Annotated in this window: 20 protein-coding genes; 10 read left to right on the top strand and 10 right to left on the bottom strand. The window is 60.2% G+C overall.

Annotation, left to right across the window (positions count from 1 at the left end; all coding sequences use genetic code 11):
* Nucleotides 1-151: 151 nt before the first annotated feature.
* Together JNB88_RS15620 and JNB88_RS15615 are read left to right on the top strand one after the other, a co-directional pair.
* Complete coding sequence (locus JNB88_RS15620) at nucleotides 152-520, top strand: Hpt domain-containing protein (RefSeq protein WP_220356245.1); 369 nt, start codon at nucleotides 152-154, stop codon at nucleotides 518-520.
* 204 nt (nucleotides 521-724) lie between these two features.
* Complete coding sequence (locus tag JNB88_RS15615) at nucleotides 725-1045, top strand: 2Fe-2S iron-sulfur cluster-binding protein (RefSeq protein WP_037128298.1); 321 nt, start codon at nucleotides 725-727, stop codon at nucleotides 1043-1045.
* Nucleotides 1046-1335: 290 nt separating this feature from the next.
* On the opposite strand, the gene JNB88_RS15610 is transcribed toward JNB88_RS15615, so the two are convergent.
* The gene (locus JNB88_RS15610) at nucleotides 1336-1962 is read right to left on the bottom strand and encodes a DUF922 domain-containing Zn-dependent protease (RefSeq protein WP_037129163.1); all 627 of its coding nucleotides are present in this window, start codon (nucleotides 1960-1962) and stop codon (nucleotides 1336-1338) included.
* 92 nt (nucleotides 1963-2054) lie between these two features.
* On the opposite strand from JNB88_RS15610, the gene folP reads away from it, so the two are divergent.
* Genes folP through folK form a run of 3 tightly spaced genes read left to right on the top strand, consistent with a single transcriptional unit; the run spans nucleotide 2055 to nucleotide 3803 of the window.
* The gene (folP, locus tag JNB88_RS15605) at nucleotides 2055-2927 is read left to right on the top strand and encodes a dihydropteroate synthase (RefSeq protein WP_220356244.1); all 873 of its coding nucleotides are present in this window, start codon (nucleotides 2055-2057) and stop codon (nucleotides 2925-2927) included.
* Entirely contained in the window at nucleotides 2924-3292 is a 369-nt protein-coding gene (gene folB / locus JNB88_RS15600; protein ID WP_037128295.1) for a dihydroneopterin aldolase, read from the top strand. Before folP ends, folB begins: the two co-directional genes overlap by 4 nt.
* A complete protein-coding gene (gene folK, locus JNB88_RS15595; protein ID WP_220356243.1) occupies nucleotides 3285-3803 on the top strand; it encodes a 2-amino-4-hydroxy-6-hydroxymethyldihydropteridine diphosphokinase in 519 nt (172 codons plus the stop codon). Before folB ends, folK begins: the two co-directional genes overlap by 8 nt.
* Nucleotides 3804-3854: 51 nt before the next feature.
* On the opposite strand, the gene JNB88_RS15590 is transcribed toward folK, so the two are convergent.
* The 4 genes from JNB88_RS15590 to JNB88_RS15575 all read right to left on the bottom strand — a co-directional run bounded on the left by JNB88_RS15590 (nucleotide 3855) and on the right by JNB88_RS15575 (nucleotide 7739).
* Entirely contained in the window at nucleotides 3855-4406 is a 552-nt protein-coding gene (locus JNB88_RS15590; RefSeq protein WP_220356242.1) for a hypothetical protein, read from the bottom strand.
* A gap of 209 nt (nucleotides 4407-4615) precedes the next feature.
* Nucleotides 4616-5692 carry a YcjF family protein gene (locus tag JNB88_RS15585; RefSeq protein ID WP_220356241.1) on the bottom strand — a complete coding sequence of 359 codons (1077 nt, stop codon included), beginning with the start codon at nucleotides 5690-5692 and terminating at the stop codon, nucleotides 4616-4618.
* The gene (locus JNB88_RS15580) at nucleotides 5689-7164 is read right to left on the bottom strand and encodes a YcjX family GTP-binding protein (RefSeq protein ID WP_220356240.1); all 1476 of its coding nucleotides are present in this window, start codon (nucleotides 7162-7164) and stop codon (nucleotides 5689-5691) included. Before JNB88_RS15580 ends, JNB88_RS15585 begins: the two co-directional genes overlap by 4 nt.
* 77 nt (nucleotides 7165-7241) lie before the next feature.
* On the bottom strand, nucleotides 7242-7739 hold the full coding sequence (locus JNB88_RS15575; protein ID WP_220356239.1) for a SixA phosphatase family protein: 498 nt from the start codon (nucleotides 7737-7739) through the stop codon (nucleotides 7242-7244).
* Nucleotides 7740-8012: 273 nt separating this feature from the next.
* Between JNB88_RS15575 and dksA the strand changes: the two genes are divergently transcribed.
* On the top strand, nucleotides 8013-8432 hold the full coding sequence (dksA, locus tag JNB88_RS15570) for an RNA polymerase-binding protein DksA (protein WP_037128285.1): 420 nt from the start codon (nucleotides 8013-8015) through the stop codon (nucleotides 8430-8432).
* Nucleotides 8433-8502: 70 nt separating this feature from the next.
* Here dksA and JNB88_RS15565 read toward each other — a convergent pair whose 3' ends face one another.
* Nucleotides 8503-9525 (bottom strand): flagellar biosynthetic protein FliO, encoded by a 1023-nt coding sequence (locus tag JNB88_RS15565; protein WP_220356238.1) that lies wholly within the window; start codon nucleotides 9523-9525, stop codon nucleotides 8503-8505.
* A gap of 288 nt (nucleotides 9526-9813) precedes the next feature.
* Here JNB88_RS15565 and cckA point away from each other — a divergent pair, with 288 nt between their 5' ends.
* Nucleotides 9814-12414: a cell cycle histidine kinase CckA gene (gene cckA / locus JNB88_RS15560; protein WP_220356237.1), complete on the top strand. Its 2601-nt coding sequence runs from the start codon at nucleotides 9814-9816 to the stop codon at nucleotides 12412-12414.
* Between the two features lie 35 nt (nucleotides 12415-12449).
* Here cckA and JNB88_RS15555 read toward each other — a convergent pair whose 3' ends face one another.
* Together JNB88_RS15555 and JNB88_RS15550 are read right to left on the bottom strand one after the other, a co-directional pair.
* Nucleotides 12450-13376: a pseudouridine-5'-phosphate glycosidase gene (locus JNB88_RS15555; RefSeq protein ID WP_220356236.1), complete on the bottom strand. Its 927-nt coding sequence runs from the start codon at nucleotides 13374-13376 to the stop codon at nucleotides 12450-12452.
* Between the two features lie 28 nt (nucleotides 13377-13404).
* Nucleotides 13405-14349, bottom strand: coding sequence for a carbohydrate kinase family protein (locus JNB88_RS15550; protein WP_220356235.1), 945 nt, complete (start codon nucleotides 14347-14349; stop codon nucleotides 13405-13407).
* 240 nt (nucleotides 14350-14589) lie between these two features.
* On the opposite strand from JNB88_RS15550, the gene recA reads away from it, so the two are divergent.
* From recA to JNB88_RS15535, 3 genes are all read left to right on the top strand, one after another.
* Nucleotides 14590-15678: a recombinase RecA gene (recA, locus tag JNB88_RS15545; protein ID WP_016554154.1), complete on the top strand. Its 1089-nt coding sequence runs from the start codon at nucleotides 14590-14592 to the stop codon at nucleotides 15676-15678.
* A gap of 153 nt (nucleotides 15679-15831) precedes the next feature.
* Nucleotides 15832-18492, top strand: a complete 2661-nt coding sequence (gene alaS / locus JNB88_RS15540; RefSeq protein ID WP_220356234.1) for an alanine--tRNA ligase — start codon at nucleotides 15832-15834, stop codon at nucleotides 18490-18492.
* Nucleotides 18493-18629: 137 nt separating this feature from the next.
* On the top strand, nucleotides 18630-19481 hold the full coding sequence (locus JNB88_RS15535; RefSeq protein ID WP_220356233.1) for an AraC family transcriptional regulator: 852 nt from the start codon (nucleotides 18630-18632) through the stop codon (nucleotides 19479-19481).
* Between the two features lie 35 nt (nucleotides 19482-19516).
* On the opposite strand, the gene JNB88_RS15530 is transcribed toward JNB88_RS15535, so the two are convergent.
* Both JNB88_RS15530 and JNB88_RS15525 read right to left on the bottom strand, forming a co-directional pair.
* Complete coding sequence (locus JNB88_RS15530) at nucleotides 19517-20143, bottom strand: glutathione S-transferase family protein (protein ID WP_220356232.1); 627 nt, start codon at nucleotides 20141-20143, stop codon at nucleotides 19517-19519.
* A gap of 74 nt (nucleotides 20144-20217) precedes the next feature.
* Nucleotides 20218-20664 (bottom strand): GNAT family N-acetyltransferase, encoded by a 447-nt coding sequence (locus JNB88_RS15525; protein ID WP_220356231.1) that lies wholly within the window; start codon nucleotides 20662-20664, stop codon nucleotides 20218-20220.
* Nucleotides 20665-20705 lie beyond the last annotated feature (41 nt).

The following is a 20705-nucleotide window of genomic DNA, read 5'->3' as shown; positions in this document are numbered from 1 at the left end:
TCGCCATTAAAAACCAAGGGGTTAACGACGTTTGGTGGATGTTAACCATATCTTGAGAAATCCGCCCTGAATGCGCCGGAATTTAACGCGATGCCCACCCGGTGCCCGCACGATGATGAAACGGCGGGATAGACGACGGGAGAATTGGCACATGGCAGCAGTCAGTATTGCGTTTGCGGCACCCGACAATTGCAAAGGACCACGCCCTTCGCAGGAGCGTCCGGTGGATCTGGTGCACCTTGCGAACCAGACAATGGGCGACAAAAGCCTGGAAATCGAAGTTCTGCAGATGTTTGCGCGGCAGGCGCGGGCTTGTCTTCAGGAGTTATCGTCCGGCGATGCCAAGGTAATTGAAGCTACGGCGCACCGTCTCAAAGGTGCAGCTGGGACCGTAGGCGCGTTTCGCGTTCATGCGGCCGCCGAAGCGCTTGAGTGCAATTGCGGCGACGCTGCCAGCATGGCGGCGGTCGGCATTGCGGTAATCGAAGCCGAGAACTTCATCCTCAAGCTTTGCCGCTGAGCGACAGGATTCCGGCTGGATACGAGGCCCGCTGGCCCATTTCGGGACGGCGGGTCTTTTTGTGACTGTCGGCATGGCGCATTTTGACAAGCGCGTCGCTTCTCAATCTGGAATTAAAAGCATGAAGCAGTCGATGTTGACTGCCTCACCGATTTGATGGAAGAAAAATCCACACCCTCCTATTGACGACTACCGGAAATCATCATGCCCAAACTGACCATTGTCGCCTTCGACGGCACGCGCTTCGATCTTGATGTCGATCAGGGGTCGACTGTTATGGAAAATGCCGTGCGCAATTCGGTGCCGGGCATCGAAGCCGAATGCGGCGGCGCATGCGCTTGCGCGACCTGTCATGTCTACATCGACGAAGAGTGGACGGAGCGCGTCGGTCCGCCTGAGGCCATGGAAGAAGACATGCTCGATTTCGCGTTTGACGTGCGTCCGACGTCGCGCCTCTCCTGTCAGATCAGGATGAAGGCAGCACTGGACGGTCTGACCGTCCACGTGCCCGAGCGGCAAGCCTGATCCTTGAACTCCCCAAAAAAAGCCTCGCTGGCCGTGAGACGAGCGAGGCGAGGTAGGCGCATTACCTACGGACGAGGGAGGATCATCCGCGGCTTCGCAACGCGCCAGGAGAACCCAGGAGCGAAAGTTCGGGCTTACGAACCTGAACTTTCGAATATTTGAATATTACCGCGTTGTGGTTGATTTAGCTAGACTGAGAAATAACCACTAAATCACTGGGGCGACTGCAGTTTCGCACAAGTTTTGTTACGCGGCTAAATTTCTGTGATCGTTTTTGAGGTGAGAATCGGCTATCTTGCGCCGCCCGATGCTTTGAACTTGTGGTCAAGCAATCTCATCATGCGATTCTGAAAATTGACGGCTTCGACTCGGTCGAATTGTGCTTGCAGCCGGTCATGCTCCTCGATGCCGCGAGTCGAAACCTCCGTGACCAATTCCTGCATGCGCTCGCAGCTATATTGGGGAGGAAGGGCGAGGATCTGCTTTTCCATCGCGCGTGCCTGGTTTCGGGCTATTTCGGCGTGGCGCTCCTCATGCCGCTTGATGTCGCTCGAGAGAGCATCCCAGATCATCGAGAGCTGCTTGCTGGCGCCCTTGCGATTGATCCAGCGCGGCAGGATGATTTGCGTGTGGACTGTGACCTTGGCGCTGCCAACCTTGCAGCGTCCTGCCGCCTGGATATAGGTGGCGTCGCCACCGAAACGTATCTTGGTCGCGCCGGGGTGGCGGGCGGATGAGCCATTGGCAGTCGGGCCGCGCGTACTCAACTGCTCATCGAGTTGATCTGCGGTTTTGCCCCTGATGGTGAAATAGGAGTAACTCTTCGTCGCGATGACGGCAGCGGAGACGGGATTGCCCGCCGAGATGGCTATGGAAAAGCCGAGGAGCAGGGGCATATAACGCGGTACGGAAGGCATTCTGCAGACACTCATGTTGAAGTTTGCCGGAGCTTGGGGCATAGCCACGGCCAGCGCAATATCGTTGGCGCTTTTTTCGATAGTTAGGATGAATGCCAGTGGCACAGCTTGAGAGCCGTTTCTGGCGCGTGGGGCATGGTCGTCAGATCGAGCTTGGCACACGCTCAGTGATCATGGCGATCGTCAACGTTACGCCGGACTCCTTCTCGGATGGCGGCCGATACCAGACGGTGGATGCTGCTGTGACGCAGGGGCTCAAGGCGGCCAGCGAGGGTGCCGCAATCATTGACGTTGGCGGTGAGTCCACGCGCCCGGGGGCGGACATCGTGAGCCCGTCGGAAGAGCAGGCCCGAGTGTTGCCTGTTATCGAGGCCTTGCGCGGGAGGACGGACGCGCTGATTTCCATAGACACCTACCGCGCCGAGACGGCGCGACTGGCCGTCAGCGTGGGAGCGCATATCATCAACGACGTCTTCGGCCTTCAGAAAGAGCCCGAGATTGCTGGAATTGCTGCCGAGACCGGCGCTGGGTTGTGCCTGATGCACACGGGGCGCGACCGGGACAAGCTTCCAGATGTAGTCGCCGACCAGGTCCTGTTCCTACAGCGTTCGCTCGAAATCGCTTCGGCAGCGGGCGTCTTGAGGGATCGCATCGTGCTTGATCCGGGCTTCGGGTTTGCCAAGGATACGGAAGAAAACATGGAACTGATGGCACGTTTCAGCGAGCTGCACCGGCTCGGACTGCCACTGCTTGCAGGTACTTCGCGCAAACGTTTCGTCGGTGCCATCACCGGCAGGGAGGCGCCTGACCGAGACGCCGGGACGGCCGCGACGAGCGCGTTGCTGCGCCTAGCGGGCGCGGTCATTTTTCGCGTACACGATGTCGCAATCAACAGGGACGCTCTAGCCATCGCCGATGCTATGCTCGCGGCGCGCTGCAGCTTCGAGCGGAGAGACTTGGCATGAGCACCACATACACCATCACACTTCAGAACTGTGCCTTCTTTGCCAGACACGGCGTTCACGATGAGGAGGAATTCCTCGGCCAGCGCTTCTTCGTGGATGCGGAACTCGATGTCGTCGCCGGTGATGCGCTGGAGAGCGATTCGATCGACGACACCGTCAACTATGGCATTGCTTTCACGGTGATCGAGGAGATCGTTACGGGCAAGCGTCGATATCTGATCGAGGCGCTTGCGCTGGATATTGCAAAGGGGCTCTGCCTGAAATTCCCGCAGATCAAGCGTGCAAAAATCACGGTTCGCAAGCCTAATGCGCCGGTTCCCGGTGTTCTTGATTTCGTTCAGGTGAGCGTCGAACACTTTGCCTGATCTCATTTTCAAGTCCGCAACGCTCGGCCTCGGGGGCAATCTCGGCGAGCCTGTTCATGCGATGGCCGTCGCGCTGAGGGCGCTTGACCAGCGGCCGGACTGCAGGGTTGTCGCGGTATCGCGTCTCTATCGTACGCCGCCCTGGGGGAAGACCGACCAGTCCTACTTCTTCAATGCTTGTGCTGCCGTCGAGACGACCCTTGCTCCGGAGGCTCTTCTCGATGTCTGCCTGGGGATTGAAAAGGGGATGAAACGCGAGCGTATCGAGAGATGGGGGCCGCGCACACTTGATATCGACATTCTGACCTATGCCGATGTCGTTCAGTCGGCACCACGCCTCGAGCTTCCGCACCCTCGCATGACGGATCGCGGCTTCGTGCTGATGCCGCTTGCCGATTTTGCCGCGGAATTGCTCGTCAATGGTGCGACCGTTCGCGAGTGGCTTGATAAGGCCGATGTTCAAGGCATTGAAGTGGCCGATCAGCGCGGCGACTGGTGGTGTAGGGCCTGAAGCACAGAGGCGGCAAAAATTCCGCCGCCCTGAAATCAGAGTGTTTGGTATCTATTCGACTGAACCGACTGTCATTTCGTCAACCTGACGCGTTAGCGTCAGACCGATGACCGGGATCATCTGGCTTTCGACCTTGACCGAGACGGTGACATTCATGGTCTTGTCGTCACGGACTCTCGCGATCATCGCGCCGTTGAGCTTTGCGCGGTTGAGGCCAACAACCACCGTATCCTGCGTGACTGCACCAGAGACCACGTCGAGGCCCTTGCCGTCGGCGCCATCGAGGAACTTGCCCTTGTAGGAGCTGCCCGACTGGGTGATCAGTGCAGTCATCGGCTGCTTGAAGACGCCGACCCTGCAGCTTCCATCGAGCTTGATACCGGTGCCGCCTGAGCTCACCGGCTCACCGACGAGGCTGCAGGTGAATTTCGTGCCCTTGTACTTCCCGGCGACGATCTCGCCGGGGCCTCTCCAGGTGCCGGCGACCGAGTCGAAAAAGGCCTTGTCGCGCGTCGCCGCTGTTGCGGACGGCGCCATGTCTGCGGCCGGTGACAGCGCCACTGCCGCGAGCCCGAAGAGAAGAAGAAACTTGCGCGAATACATGGATTTTCCCTGGCGACACCATCGCTTAACTAGGTCCAAGTTTTGCGGGAAAATGGTTAATGGTTGGTTTCTTGCGAGTTGAAAAGCACCGGGTCGCAGAGTTGCTTAGAACGACCTTTCACCGAACAAAGTCGCTTAGCGCTTTGAAATCACGGCAAGTATTTCGATCGTCTATTCATGCTTCTCGCGTACGGCAAAACTGCCAACTCCTAGGAATTTTTGTCGCGCGATCCCATGGATGGGGTGAGATCGCCAATGAAGTCACCGATTCCCGGACGCTTCAGAGCGCGGAAGGCAAGGGGACGGCAAAGGTCCATGGCAGCGATTCCGATGCGGGCGGTCATCAGACCGTTGATGACGCCCTCGCCAAGCCTCGCCGACAGCTTCGACGCCAATCCATGGCCGAGTACCTGCTGCACCAGGCTATCACCAACGGCGATCGAACCGGTAACGGCAAGATGCGCGAGAACGTCCCGCATGAGCCTGATCATGCCGAGTGTGCCTGGTCGGCCGCCGTAAAGCTCCGCCATTGCCCGCACGAGCCGGGCGGCCTCATAGAGTACGTACAACAGGTCGACGATCGCGCGCGGGCTGACGGCCGTTACGATTGAGACTCGTTTCGAGGCATTGACGATCAAAGCGCGAGCTTGCCGGTCAAGGGGCGCCAGGAGTTCTCGCTCAGCCAGAGCGATGAGATGGGGCGCGTCTATGATGTCGTTCTCTGCCGCCTCCAACGTCGCGCGCCCTTTTGCGGTCTCGGGCTTGCCGGAGAGCATGCCCTCGAGGCGCTTGACCAGTGCGCGCGCCTTGGCCGGCTTCGTTTCCACCAGGGCGTCCTCGGCCTCCGCCTTGATCGCCTGCACCGCTGCCAGTCGCATCATCCCGGCTGTTTCGCGCACGACGATGGCGATGACAGCCAGGATGCCAATTGCGAGTGCTGCGAGGGCGGTATAGCCAAGCCAGTCAGCTCGGGTGAAGAGGTCGCGTATAAGGCTATCGGTCCAAAGGCCGAAGGCCAGCGAAAAGAGCATGCCGAATGCCGCCGCTGCGATTTTTGCAAAGGACGTGCCGCGCTTGCGCGGGATGGCCACCGGCACGGCGGGAACATCCTTTTCAGGGTTGAGGAACGGATCATCCTCGTCGGCGGTCAGCACTATGTCGTCGCTGAAACTGCCCGGCTTTCGCTGAACGTGTCGGATTTCGGCAGCTGCTTGTGCCGGAACATCTTCCTCGAAGGCGAAGGCTGCTGGAGTGCGCTTCGGTTGTTCGGACGGTGGCTTGATCATGCGAGGCGATCTCCGAACAGGAACTGCATGGCGCGGTCGAGGCGAATATGCGGGACGGAGAGCTTTATGCCGCCACCTGTTTCTTCGAGGTGCGGCGGGCGAAAGCGCACAACGCTCACCTCAGGTAGCGAGACATCTTGATCTCCCGCTTCGATGCGTTCGAAGAGGCTTTCCGGATCCACCGGCAGGTCACCCGGGAATATGGCCGTCTTCTTCAAGCCGTCGAAACGCTCTCCGGCTATCGTTTCGCCTTCCATTGGTGTTCCGACGATGACGGGGAGGTCGTGACCATCGCGTTTGACCGTCGCTTCGCGTGTGGCGCGGACCGAAGCTAGTGCCATGACGTCGATGCCGGCGCCTGCCATGCCGATGCGATGTACTGCGCGATCGACGAGGCGGCGGGTGAGCGTATCGAGCCGGTCGTGGCTCTCGTGGTGCAGGTGGTCGGCCTTGGTCGCGGCCACAAGGACGCGGTCGATCCGGCGACCAAGCAAAGAGGAGAGCCAGGAGTTTGTTCCCGGACGGAAGCAGGCCAGTACGTCCGTGAGGGCTCGTTCGAGGTCCTGAACCGCTTCCGGTCCGCGGTTGATGGCCTGCAGCGCGTCGACGAGCACGATCTGCCTGTCGAGGCGCGCGAAGTGCTCACGAAAGAAAGGCTTCACGACGACCGATTTGTAGGCCTCGTACCTGCGTTCCATCATCGCCCATAGCGATCCCTTGTGCTGCCTGCCTTCCCTTGGAAGGGCCAGCGGGGCGAAGGTCAGCGCAGGTGAGCCTTCGAGATCGCCGGGCAGCAGAAAGCGACCAGGTGGAAGCGTGGACAACGAGCGTTCGTCCGCTTTGCAAGCCTTGAGGTAGTCTGCAAAGGAGTGCGCCAGATCGCGCGCGTGCATCTCGTCAGCGGGCGCATCGATGTCCGTGGCGTGGGTAAGGGCAAGCCATCGGCGCGAAAGCTCTGCACGGATGCCCGTGCCGGCCAGCGCGATCGTTTCCTCGCTGAAGGCACGAAAGTCTTTTCCGAGAAGCGGCAGGTCGAGAAGCCATTCACCGGGATAATCGACGATGTCGATCGACAGACGACCCGGCGAGAATAGCCGGTTCCAGCCGCTGGCACTTTGATAATCCAACGTGATGCGCAATTCGGAGATCGCCCGGGTGGAGTCCGGCCAAACACGATCCTTTACCAGGGAGCGGATGTGATCTTCGTACTGGAACCGGGGCACCGCGTCATCCGGCTGCTGCTCCAGCCGTACTTTCGAGACGCGACCGGACTGCACGGGCTCGAATAGCGGCAGTCGGCCGCCGTGCAAGAGATTGTGAACCAGCGAAGAGATGAAAACCGTCTTGCCGGAGCGCGAGAGGCCGGTGACGCCGAGGCGCACCGTAGGATTGATCAGACCCGATGCCCGGTCGGCAAGATTGTCCAGGGCAATGCGCGCGTCGTCGGAAATTGAGGTCAGGCTGGGCGGCAAGGCGGAATTCCGTTCTAGTCGTGGAAAGCCATATAGGAACCGCAGGTCTGCGCGAAAAGACGTTCCGCGAAAAGACCTTAGTCGATCACGAAATCCACGAGCCGCCAGCGGGCGGTGATTCTGTCATAGTCGAGAACCGCGAGGCCGGCGGTTGGAAAGCCGCCCGGAAGTGCCCGGCAAAGGGCGTCATGGCCAATCAGCGCTTCCAGTGTCTGTTCCATCGTCGGGTTGTGACCGACGAGCATAACCGAGTTGACGGCCTCTTGTGCGTCGATGATCTCAAGGTAGCTGTCCGCCGAGGCATTATAAAGTTCGTCGACGAATCGGACATCAAGCGTGGCACCCATCGCCCGGCGCAAGGCCTCAGCAGTATCTCGGCAGCGCACGGCAGTCGAACTTACAACGAGATCCGGCCGATAGCCCTTGTCGGCGGCCTTGTCGGCGACGATTTCGGCGTCGGCGTAGCCCTTGTCGTTCAAGGGACGATCGAAATCACGTTGCCCCGGTGTCGCCCAGGCAGCTTCGGCGTGCCGCAGCAGATAGATCCGGGAGGGCGGAGGCGTGATTGCGGCCATAGGAAAAATCCACATCGAAGAGACTTTTTCAGTAGCGGGTCGGCGGCCCGCACGTCAACCGTAGCTGCAGGTGTCACCCCAAATCCCAGGTAGGAAAGTGAGGGGTTACCGGCCGGCAAATGTGCGTAACGGGGAATAACGGTGAGAAAATAGCCTGTTAGCTTAAAAATGTGACAGATTTAAAAAACTGTTTACCTAGCGTATTTGGCTTGAATCAACCGTGGTGCTCGCGATATACACCCGCCAGATGAGATGTTCTTCAGGAGAATCGCGTTGAGTGAGAAGATCGATCTTAGCAACTACATACCCTCGGAAGAGGAAGAGTTCATGAACGGCAATCAGCGGGCTTACTTTAGAGCCAAGCTGGTCGCCTGGAAGAACGACATCCTCAGAGAGGCGCGTGAAACCCTCGACCACTTGGCCGAGGAAAGCGCAAATCACCCGGACCTTGCTGATAGGGCATCGTCCGAAACCGACCGGGCTATCGAACTGCGTGCCCGCGACCGCCAGAGAAAGCTGATTTCCAAGATCGACGCAGCACTGCAACGTATCGAAGACGGCACTTACGGCTATTGTGAAGAAACCGGTGAGCCGATTGGCCTGAAGCGCCTTGACGCCCGTCCGATTGCAACGCTTTCCATCGAAGCTCAAGAGCGACACGAGCGTCGGGAAAAGGTCTACCGGGACGAATAGTTTCGGCACTGTTGAAAACAAAGAAGGCACCGGGGAGACCGCGGTGCCTTCTTTTTTGCTCGTCAGGTGCTTACTTGTCGCGGTTGACGCTCATCTCACCGAAGATGCGTGCGACCTCGTTCTGCAGCGCTGCGTCGGCGCCAGTCAGCGGTGCCATTTCCGGGTCGCGGCGCGGCAGGCTGCCGGGCGTAGAAGCGGGCCTTGCGGCCGGTGCCTGCGGTCCGGGCACAATGCGCTCGGCTGCGAGCGTACTTGTCATCTCTTCCTCAAGAATACGTTGGAAGTCGCTCGGCTGCGCGGCGGGAGCGAGTGTGCCGACCTCGACAAATGCAGCCGCTGGCGGCTGTACGGGAACGGGTGCAACTGGTGGTGGGGCGACCTGCGGTTCGATTCGCTGTTGTGGCAGAACGCGCTGGCGGGCAGAATCGAGAATGTCAGCCGCCATCGAGGCCTCCATCGGAGCAGCGACGGGCCTCGGCTCTGGTCGTGCTTCGGGACGCGGTTCGAAAGAGGGTGCGGTGCGCGGTGCGCGCTCGCGCTCGGCTACAGCCGGTGCAGATGGCTGGGGAGCTGGGATAGCCGGCTCGGGCCGGGCTTCGATCGGTGCGCGCTGCGCGACCAGAACTTCCGCGGGAGTATGGCTTCGGGCAGGTGGCGCGCTCTGCGGTTCAGCCGGAATGGACCGAGCAGGGGGCGCCAGTGCCGGTGCTTCAGGCGTCGCCTCGATCTGCGGCGCGATCTCCGGTCGCGGCGCCGGAATCGGAGCCGGCTGATCCACGGCCTCGAGTGGTAGCGCTTTCCCGGCAGCTTCGCCAATTCGGCTTTCGATGACGATATCGGTCGGACCACCGATCATGATCAGGTGTTCGATGTCGTCTCGGCGGACGAGTACGAGGCGCCGGCGCGCATCGACAGCTGCCGCGTCAAGGACCTGTAGTCGCGGCTGGCGATTGCGACCACCCCGGACGAAAGGGGAAGGCGCGCGACTGCGCATGATCCACAGCACGACAACCAGCAGCAATAGGGCTAGGGCAACGCCGCCGGCAGCAATAAGGAAGCGACTCCCATAGGCTCCCATGAGATCATCGAACATGTTGACGTACTCCCTTCGCGGTTTTCAACCACATCGCGGCTTTTCCCACTTCGTAGACAAGTCGGGATGGGCTTGTCCAGTCGTCCCAACCCGAAGTGGAATTCGAACATGTTTTCTTAACAACGCATTTTAATGGCGAAATTGGCGCTCTTCGCTGTGAATTCAATCAGTCTTCACAGAGAGCGGTGTTTTTGCGGAGACTGCAAATTGCTAAGAAGGAAGCGACGCCTGATTCCTGCTTTGTCTCCCTGTTACGAGTGAAGCCCGGCAGGCCATACGAGGGAATAGATGACGAAACCGCGTCAGGCCGAGGATTTCAGCGAACCGCTCGTGGACCGTGGGGGCCGCACGGGGACGGCGTTACGCATCATCCTGCTCGCGCTTGTCCTGATCGGGGCGGCTGCCGCCTTTGTCGTTTTCAAGCGTTCGCTCGACAATGAAATGGTCCTGGGCGTGCTCGGCGTCCTGGCGATGGTTGGGATTTTCTTCCTGGTGTCGTCGGTAATCGGCTTCATCGAGGTGATGCCGCAGCGACAGTCCGACAGCTTGGCGCGCGCATTTCTGAACAGCCACCCGGATGGATCGCTCATCACCGACGAGAAGGGCCGTATCGTCTATGCGAATGCGGCCTATGGCGAGCTCACCGGCGCCCGCAAGTCGATGGAGGTTCAGACGCTCGAAGCGCTGCTGTCGCGCCATCGGGAATCGAACGAGGCGCTCTATCGTCTCTCGAATGGCCTGCGCGAGGGCCGGGAGGGCAGCGAGGAATTCCGTTTGCTGAGGTCGCTTGGTCCGACGACGAGCGGAGCGGGCGCGCGGTGGTATCGCCTGAAAGCGCGCACCCTGCAGAGCGAGGAGATGGGGCGCAAGCCGCTCCACATCTGGCAGATCAGTGATATCACGCTGGAGCGTGACGATCAGGAGCGTTTCTTCAAGGAATTGCAGAATGCGATCGACTATCTCGACCATGCGCCAGCCGGATTTTTTTCGGCCGGGCGCAAGGGAGAGATTTTCTACCTCAATGCCACGCTGGCGGAATGGCTGGGCATTGACCTGACCAAATTTGTTCCCGGTTCGGTCATGATTGGTGATCTGGTCGCAGGCGAGGGGCTCGCGCTTATCCAATCGGTCCAGGCCGACCCCGGACTGAAAAAAACCGTTACGCTTGATCTCGATCTGAAGAAAATGAACGGGCAGAGCCTGCCTGTTCAGATCGTCCACAGCGTTACGTCCATGCGTGACGGCGCGCCCGGCGAAAGCCGGACGATTGTGCTTGCTCGCCAGAAGAGCGGCGAGGCCGATCAGTCCGGTTCGGCCGCGGCAATGCGCTTCAATCGCTTCTTCAACAATACGCCGATGGCCATTGCCTCGGTGGACGGTGAAGGCCGTATCCTGCGCACCAATGCACCATTCCTCAAGCTGTTTGCAGGAATTGTATCGCGCAATGACCTAGAGAGCGGTGCGCTCCTTGAGGTCATCGTTCAGGACAGCGACAAGCCGAAGCTGCAGCACGCGCTTGAGGCGGCCAGGGATCGGCAGGGCGATATCCCACCGATCGACTCGCGCACGCCGACGGATGAGGCTCGCCACTTCCGGTTCTATGTCAATGCGGTGATCGATCAGAGCGACGAGGCGCCGGAAGAGGCGGCGATTGTCTACGCTGTCGAAGTGACAGAGCAAAAAGCTCTCGAAGCGCAGATGGCGCAAACGCAGAAGATGAACGCGGTCGGCACGCTGGCAGGCGGCATCGCGCACGATTTCAACAACGTGCTGACGGCGATCCTGCTGTCCTCCGACCATCTGCTGCTGCAGGCAAGGCCTGCCGATCCCGGTTTTGCCGACCTGATGGAGATCAAGCGCAACGCCAATCGCGCGGCGGTGCTCGTCCGCCAGTTGCTGGCATTCTCACGCAAGCAGACGATGCGACCGACGGTGCTCAATCTGACGGACGTGGTCGGCGACCTCAGGATGCTGGTCGATCGGTTGCTTTCCGGTACGAACGTCAAGCTCGATGTCGAGTATGGTCGCGATCTCTGGCCCGTGAAGACGGACCTGTCGCAGTTCGAGCAGGTGCTGATCAACCTTTGCGTCAACGCGCGCGATGCGATGCCTCAGGGTGGCAAGCTGACGCTGCGGACGAAGAACGTGACGGCAGAAGAGGTGGCGGCATTCAACTACTCCTTTATGCCGCATGAGGACATGGTTCTCGTCGAGGTCGCTGACAACGGCACCGGTATCGCGCCCGAAATCATGGACAAGATCTTCGAACCCTTTTTCACGACCAAGGAAGTCGGAAAGGGCACCGGGCTTGGCTTGGCCATGGTTTACGGCATCGTCAAGCAGTCGGGCGGCTACATTCAGCCGGAGTCGGAAGTCGGCAAGGGCACGACCTTCCGCGTCTTCCTGCCGCGCCACATCGTCGAGCCGGCACTTGTCGTGGAAGCGGACGCAGTCACGCCAGCGCTCGGAGCGCCGGTCGAACAGGCGCCCGCTCAGCCGGAGCCCCCCGAGGATCTGACGGGATCCGCCGTCATCCTGCTGGTCGAGGATGAGGAAGCGGTGCGCCGCGGCGGCAAGCGCATGCTCGAGACGCGCGGCTATACGGTGCATGAGGCCGGCTCAGGCGTCGAGGCTCTCGACATCATGGATGAGCTTGAAGGCAAGGTCGACATCGTCGTTTCGGACGTGGTGATGCCGGAGATGGATGGCCCGTCGCTGTTGCGCGAGTTGCGGAAGAAATATCCCGACCTGAAGTTCATTTTCGTTTCGGGATATGCCGAAGACGCGTTTGCGCGCAATCTTCCGCCGGAATCGAAATTCGGCTTCCTTCCGAAGCCGTTCTCGCTGAAACAGCTTGCTGTCGTCGTCAAGGAGACGCTGGACAGCTAAGGGGCGCCGATATGCAGCGCCCCATTTCCGTTTGATCATCCTGCCAGCGCGACGGCAATTTCCGCTGCCAGTCGGGCGTTGTTTTCCACCAGCGCGATGTTGGTCTTCAAGCTCCGGCCGTCCGTCAGGTCAAAGATGGTGCTGAGCAGGTACGGGGTCACTGCCTTGCCGCTGATTTCCTCGCGTTCGGCACTATCGAGCGCGCGCTCGATGTAGATTTCCATCTCCTCGCGTGGGATCTCGTCGGCTTCAGGCACGGGGTTGGCAATCAGCATGCCGCCGTCAATGCCGAGCTGCTCGCGCACCGTCTGGAAGTTGGCGATTGCGGCCGGGCTGTTCAGGGTCAACGGGCTGGGCAGTCCCGAGGCACGCGACCAGAAGGCGGGGAACTCTTCGCTCTCGTACGTAACGACTGGAACGCCCGCCGTTTCCAGAACTTCAAGAGTTTTCGGAATATCCAGAATTGCCTTGGCGCCGGCGCAGACGACGATAACGCCGGTGCGGCCGAGCTCCTCGAGGTCAGCGGAGATATCAAAGCTTTCCTCGGCGCCGCGGTGAACACCACCGATACCGCCGGTAGCAAAGACCTTGATGCCGGCGCGTTCCGCAGCAATCATCGTTGCTGCCACCGTTGTCGCACCATGACGGCGCTCGGCGATCGCAAAGGCGAGATCGGCACGCGAGACTTTCAGGACATCCTTTGCTTGCGCCAGCTGTTCCAGCTGTTCGGCTTCCAGCCCGATATGAAGCGTTCCGTGAATGATCGCGATCGTTGCCGGAACCGCACCCTGATCACGAATGATCGACTCGACGCTGCGCGCCATCTCGATGTTGCCGGGATAGGGCATGCCATGGGTGATGATGGTTGATTCCAGCGCAACGATCGGAGCGCCGCGCTGCTGGGCGCTTGCGACTTCCTTGGAGTAGGCGATCGGCAGAAGGGGGGAGATCGGTTTGGTCATTGTCTCTTCCATTTCATCGGGTATGGCTTCAATGTAGAATTCTCGCCGGTGGAACAAGGGCAAGCGTCTGCCTCACCAAATCCGGAGAGAGGTTTTCGTTTACTGCGTGCGGGGATTGTACAGTCAGCGCTGCTGCAGCAACGCCTTCGCGCGCCGCATCGGCAAGGGAAAGCCCGCGCATCAACGCGGAAATCACACCCGCGGCAAGAGAGTCACCGGCGCCCGTCACGTCAGCGACGTTTTCGACGTTGGCGGGCTCCAGGGCAACGACATGGCGATCCGCAAAGGCGATCAGGTCGCGCTGACCGCGCGTTACGACACCGCCACGAAGGCCGATGTCACCAAGTAGTGATGGCCAATGCGATGGATCGTTCGGCCGCTCGCCCGTCAGCGCGACAGCCTCTGCCTCATTGAGAAAGAGGTAGTCGATCCCGTCCAGGCACGCCTTGAGCTTGACGGCCTTTGCCGGCGAGATTGCGATCGCGCCCACCGGCTTGCCGAGGCCGCTGGCCCGTTCGACGATAGATGTCAGCGTTTCCGCCGGCAAATTGGCGTCCATTAGAATGAAGTCAGTCGCGGCAAACGCATCACGGACGGCGCGGATCGAGAGTCGGCGCGGTACGAACATGCGATATAGATCCATGTCCGCAAGCGCGATCACCAGATTTCCATCGTTTTCCAGGATCGCCGTATAGCTCGGCGTCTTCCGATCGAGGAAGACGAATGGGCGATCCTGAACGCCGGCAAAGTCAGCGGCTTCGCTCACCAGTTCTCCGGTGGGATCGCCGCCACGCGGCGAAATCATCGTCACATCGAAGCCAAGCCGCGCAAGGTTGCGCGCCGCGTTGAAGCCGCCTCCACCCGGCTCCTCGACCCATGTGCCCGGATTGCTGGCGCCTGCTACCGTGTCGCCCCAGATGCGTCCGCGCCTATCGATGTGCGCGCCGCCGAGGACAAGAATCTTCTGCTTCATTTCATCGTCCCGCGTAGGCGAAAGTTACGAATCGTGGCACCGCGCCTGTCTGTCCAGCGACAGGCGCGCTATCCCTAAGCCGTTGCTTTCCATCACTAAAACAAATGTAGAACACAGGGCGTTTTACCTTTTTCTTTCAATTATTTGTACGCATCTTGCGAAACGAGAACAAATCCGGTACAAAATCGACATCGGCGGCGACATTGCTTGAGCGGCTTCAATAACCTAAAGGTGGATCGAATGTCACAGAATACATTGCGGCTTGTAGAGGACAAATCGGTGGACAAAAGCAAGGCACTTGAAGCGGCACTCTCACAGATCGAGCGGTCGTTCGGCAAGGGCTCAATCATGAAGCTCGGCTCGAACGAGAATGTCGTCGAGATCGAAACGGTTTCGACGGGTTCTCTCGGGTTGGATATTGCGCTCGGCATTGGCGGCCTTCCGAAGGGTCGTATCATTGAAATTTACGGGCCGGAAAGCTCCGGCAAGACAACCTTGGCGCTGCAGACGATTGCGGAATCGCAGAAGAAGGGCGGCATCTGCGCCTTCGTCGATGCGGAGCACGCCCTTGATCCGGTTTACGCCCGCAAGCTCGGTGTTGATCTCCAGAACCTCCTGATTTCGCAGCCGGACACAGGTGAGCAGGCACTTGAGATCACCGATACGCTGGTGCGTTCCGGCGCCGTCGACGTTCTTGTTGTCGACTCGGTCGCTGCGCTGACGCCGCGTGCCGAAATCGAAGGCGAGATGGGCGACAATCTGCCCGGTCTCCAGGCACGCCTGATGAGCCAAGCGCTGCGCAAGCTGACTGCTTCGATCTCGAAGTCGAATACCATGGTCATCTTCATCAACCAGATCCGCATGAAGATCGGCGTCATGTTTGGTTCGCCGGAAACGACGACCGGCGGTAACGCGCTGAAGTTCTATGCTTCTGTTCGCCTGGACATTCGCCGCATCGGCGCCGTCAAGGAGCGCGAAGAAGTCATCGGCAACCAGACCCGCGTCAAGGTCGTCAAGAACAAGATGGCACCTCCCTTCAAGCAGGTCGAGTTCGACATCATGTACGGCGAGGGCGTTTCGAAGACGGGCGAGCTGGTCGATCTTGGCGTCAAGGCCGGGATCGTCGAGAAGTCGGGCGCCTGGTTCTCCTATAACAGTCAGCGCCTCGGACAGGGACGTGAGAATGCGAAGCTTTTCCTGCGCGACAACCCGGACCTCCTGCGCGAGATCGAGACGGCACTTCGTCAGAATGCCGGTCTGATCGCGGATCGCTTCCTGCAGAATGGCGGCCCTGATGCCAATGATGGCGACGAGGCAGCGGACGGCTAATTCGCCCGAAGGTTCAACAGTTCAAAACCGGCCGCATTCTTTGATGAGAATGCGGCCGGTTTTGTTTGTCTGCTGGACAGTGGTTAAGGCGAGCGATAAAAGCCACTGAATTTGAGATTTGACCTGCCTGCCGGCAGCATTGAAGGGCATAGCATGAGCGGTGTGAATGATATCCGGTCGACCTTCCTCGACTACTTCAAGAAGAACGGCCACGAAATCGTTCCGTCGAGCCCGTTGGTTCCCCGTAACGATCCGACACTGATGTTCACCAATGCTGGCATGGTGCAGTTCAAGAACGTCTTCACCGGCCTCGAGCAGCGTCCCTACAAGACAGCATCGACCGCGCAGAAGTGTGTGCGCGCCGGCGGCAAGCACAACGACCTCGATAATGTCGGCTATACGGCGCGCCACCATACCTTCTTCGAAATGCTCGGCAATTTCTCCTTTGGCGATTACTTCAAGGAGCAGGCGATCGAGCATGCCTGGACGCTGATCACCAAGGAATTCGGCCTCGACGCCAAGCGGCTGCTGGTCACCGTCTATCACACCGACGACGAAGCTTTTAATCTCTGGAAGAAGATCGCGGGCCTTTCCGACGACCGGATCATCCGCATCGCCACCAGCGACAATTTCTGGGCGATGGGCGATACCGGCCCATGCGGTCCCTGTTCGGAGATCTTCTACGACCACGGCGACCATATCTGGGGCGGCCCTCCCGGCTCTCCGGAAGAGGACGGCGATCGCTTCATCGAGATCTGGAACCTCGTCTTCATGCAGTACGAGCAGATCACGAAGGAAGAGCGCGTCGACCTGCCGCGTCCGTCGATCGATACTGGAATGGGTCTCGAGCGCGTCGCGGCGGTCCTGCAAGGCAAGCATGACAACTACGATATCGACCTTTTCCGCGCCCTGATCGAGGCCTCTGAAGAAGCAACCGGCGTCAAGGCCGAAGGTGAGCAGCGCGCGAGCCACCGGGTCATCGCCGACCATCTGCGCTCGTCGGCCTTCCTGATCGCCGACGGCGTTCTGCCGTCGGCCGAAGGTCGCGGTTATGTTCTGCGCCGCATCATGCGTCGCGCCATGCGTCATGCCGAACTGCTCGGAGCTCGCGAGCCGCTGATGTGGAAGCTCCTCCCGGCGCTGATCCAGCAGATGGGTCGCGCCTATCCCGAGCTCGTGCGCGCCGAAGCGCTGATTACCGAGACGTTGAAGCTTGAGGAAACGAAGTTCCGCACGACGCTGAAGCGCGGCCTGTCGCTGCTGTCGGACGCGACGACGACGCTCGGCAAGGGCGACATGCTCGACGGCGAAACAGCGTTCAAGCTCTACGACACCTATGGCTTCCCGCTCGACCTGACGCAGGACGCGCTGCGCGCCCGCGAGATCAGCGTCGACCTGGCCGGCTTCACCGATGCGATGGAGCGCCAGAAGGCGGAAGCCCGCTCACACTGGGCCGGCTCCGGCGACAAGGCCACAGAAACCATCTGGTTCGAGCTGCGGGACAAGCACGGCGCAACCGAATTCCTCGGCTATGACACCGAGACGGCCGAAGGCGTGGTGCAGGCAATTGTCAAGGATGGTGTTGCCGTCGATGCCGCCACCAAGGGCGATAAAGTGCAGATCGTCGTTAACCAGACCCCGTTCTACGGCGAGTCTGGCGGCCAGATGGGCGATACCGGCATCATTTCCTCCGACACCGCGAAGATCGAAATCTCCGATACGCAGAAGCGTGGCGAGGGCCTGTTCGTCCACACCGGCACTGTTGTCGAGGGCAGCGTCAAGGCCGGTGACGCGGTTGCCATGACCGTCGATCACGCCCGCCGTTCGCGCATCCGTGCCAACCACTCGGCGACGCACCTGCTGCATGAAGCGCTGCGCGAGGTTCTCGGCACGCACGTCGCGCAGAAGGGTTCGTTGGTCGCGCCCGAGCGCCTGCGTTTCGACGTCTCGCATCCGAAGCCGATGACGGCGGAAGAGCTGAAGCGCGTCGAGGACATGGCCAACGAGATCATCCTGCAGAATTCGCCTGTGACGACGCGCCTGATGAGCGTCGACGACGCGATCGCGGAGGGAGCGATGGCGCTGTTCGGCGAAAAGTACGGCGAGGAAGTGCGCGTGGTCTCGATGGGCCGCGGGCTGCATGGCGCCAAGGCGGGTAAGGCCTACTCGGTCGAGCTCTGCGGCGGTACGCATGTGTCGGCGACCGGTGACATCGGCCTCGTGCGCATTCTTGGCGACAGCGCGGTCAGCTCCGGCGTGCGCCGCCTCGAGGCGGTGACCGGCGAGCCGGCGCGTGCCTATCTGGCCGAGCAGGACGAACGCGTGAAGGCACTTGCCGGCGCGCTCAAGGTCCAGCCGGGCGAGGTGCTGTCGCGCGTCGAGGCGCTGATGGACGAGCGCCGCAAGCTCGAGAAGGAACTGGCCGATGCCAGGCGCAAGCTCGCCATGGGCGGCGGGCAGGGCGGCTCCGATGATGCGGTCCGCGAGGTCGGTGGCGTGAAATTCCTCGGCAAGGCGATCTCCGGTGTGGATCCCAAGGACCTCAAGGGTCTCGCGGATGACGGCAAGGCAAGCCTCGGGTCCGGCGTCGTCGCGCTTATTGGCGTGGCCGAGGACGGCAAGGCGAGCGCAGTCGTTGCAGTGACCCCGGACCTGACGGGTCGGTTCAGTGCTGTCGATCTGGTTCGTGTCGCTTCGGCTGCTCTTGGCGGCAAGGGTGGCGGCGGTCGTCCTGATATGGCTCAAGCCGGTGGCCCCGATGGGGCAAAAGCCGACGAGGCCATTGAGGCCGTCGCGGTCGCGCTGGCAAGCTAGCCAACGGGCACTGGCACGAAGGTTTTGGAAGGCGGGGCTGGGCCCCGCCTTTTTGTTTGCTCTTCGCTAAAGTCCGCAGGATTTGTCAAATCGCGGTATGGTTTTCTGCAGCCGATCGATTTGCGCGAGGTTCAGACATGAATGGCGAAACGGCTTGGGCACTCTACGAGAACCGTCTTCGGCGGGTATCCGCCTATATCCATGACCATCTCGATGAAGAGCTCGACATGGATAAGCTTGCCGAAATCGCCTGTATGTCGAGCTATCACTGGCACAGGGTCTATCGTGCGGTTCACGGCGAGACACTTGCGGCAACTGTGAAGCGGTTGCGGCTGCACCGCGCCGCGGGCGACATCGTCCGCACGGGCCTTTCTGTCGGGGAAATAGCAAAGCGATCCGGCTATCCCAACCTCCAGTCATTCAACCGTATTTTCAAATCGGTCTATGGCATGCCGCCAGGTCAATACCGGAAAGAGGGAAGTCACAAAGCCTTTGATCCTTCACCTAACGGAAAGACTGCAGCCATGTTTGAGGTGACCCTACGTAAGATTGAACCGATTCAATTGCTTGGCGTGCCTCATGTAGGCTCGTACATGCAGATCGGCCGGGCATTCGAGATGTTGTTCGGCACACTCCACGCACGTGGACTCGCCAAGTCAACGATGCGGATGATCGGTGTTTATCTTGATGATCCGGATATTGTGCCGGCCGAAAAGCTGCGCTCGATCGCCTGCGTGACCGTCGAAGGGGAGATTGCTGCGGCGCCTCCGTTCGAGCGCCACTCGGTGGATGGCGGCGAGTACGCAGTGCTGCGCCACAAAGGCCCTTATGCCGACATGCACAAGGCCTACCAGTGGCTTTATGCGGAATGGCTTCCCACCTCCGGCCGGCAGCTTCGCGACAGCGTGATGTTCGAGGAGTATCTCAACAACCCACGTGACGTGCCGCCGCCCGAACTCTTGACCGACATCTACATGCCGCTTGTCTGAGCTGGCCTGCTTTGGCTTGCCAGCCCACTCGTGGGTCACGCGGCCTGCATCGTTCTGGCCGCCTCGTCATCGATGACGTTCGCCCGCTTGTAGGCTTCGCGCTGGCTGATGCGGGCGAAGTAATCGACGAAGGCCTGGCGTTTTTCGATGCCGCCAAACCCGAGGCCCCAGCCGATATGCGAACCGACATAGACATCGGCGGCCGTGAAGCGGTCGCCGGCAATGTAGGGAGTGCGCGATACCGCCTTCTCCAACGTGCCCATGACGTCTCCGTAGCTTCCGCAGCCCGCCATTCGTAGCTGTTCGCTGGGAATCTCGAAGCCGAGTGCCTTCAGCGTTACACTTGCCTCGAGCGGGCCTGCTGCAAAGAACATCCAGCGGTAATAGTCGCCACGCTCACTTGCTTCCGGGGCAAGTCCAGCATCCGGAAATGTCTCTGCAAGATAGGCACAGATCGCAGCACATTCGGTGACAACAGTGCTGCCGTGCCGGATCGCCGGGACCTTGCCCATCGGATTGACCGTCAGGTAATCGGGCGCCTTCATGGTCTCGCCGAATGTCAGGAGTTCGGTTCGGTAGGGAACGCCGGTCTCCTCGAGCATCCAGCGAGCAATTCGTCCCCGCGACATCGGGTTCGTATAGAATACTAGGTCTTCAGCCATCATTACCTCCGGCATTTCCTGGGGAAGTAGAGCCCGAACTTCGCTCTTCCAGAGCGCCAGCAATGGGACGAAGCCTAGAGCGCCTTTCGGTACTGGATGAATCCGGAGCGTTCCGCGATACGGTCATATAGCCGGCGCGCAGTCGCATTTGTTTCGTGGGTCATCCAGTAGAGCCGGCCAGCACCATGCTCGCGGGCAAGGTCAGCAACGGCCTCGATCAGGGCCGCACCCGTGCCAAGGCCGCGCTGGGTGTCGTCGACATAGAGATCCTGCAGGTAGCATGTCCATTTGGGTAGCCACGTCGAACGGTGGAATATGGCATGGACGACACCGACAAGACGACCTTCGTCGTCGAAAGCGCCAAGTGCGTGCATGTCCTCGGCGGGATCGTGGAAACGACTCCAGGTCAGATCCGTCGTTTCGGGTGGAATGACAACTTCGTAGAAGCACTGATAGCCGGCCCAAAGCGGCTCCCAGGCAGCTCGGTCGGATGGCTGCAGCGGACGGATCGTTGTGGTCATTTTTCCTCCCTTGATGTCGCTGAAATGAAAACGGCGGGGAA

The organism is Rhizobium cauense, from assembly GCF_019511525.1.
GTDB classification, from domain to species: domain Bacteria; phylum Pseudomonadota; class Alphaproteobacteria; order Rhizobiales; family Rhizobiaceae; genus Rhizobium; species Rhizobium cauense.
The sequence above is the reverse complement of the archived record's forward strand: the minus strand, read 5'-3'. Positions and strand labels throughout refer to the sequence as shown.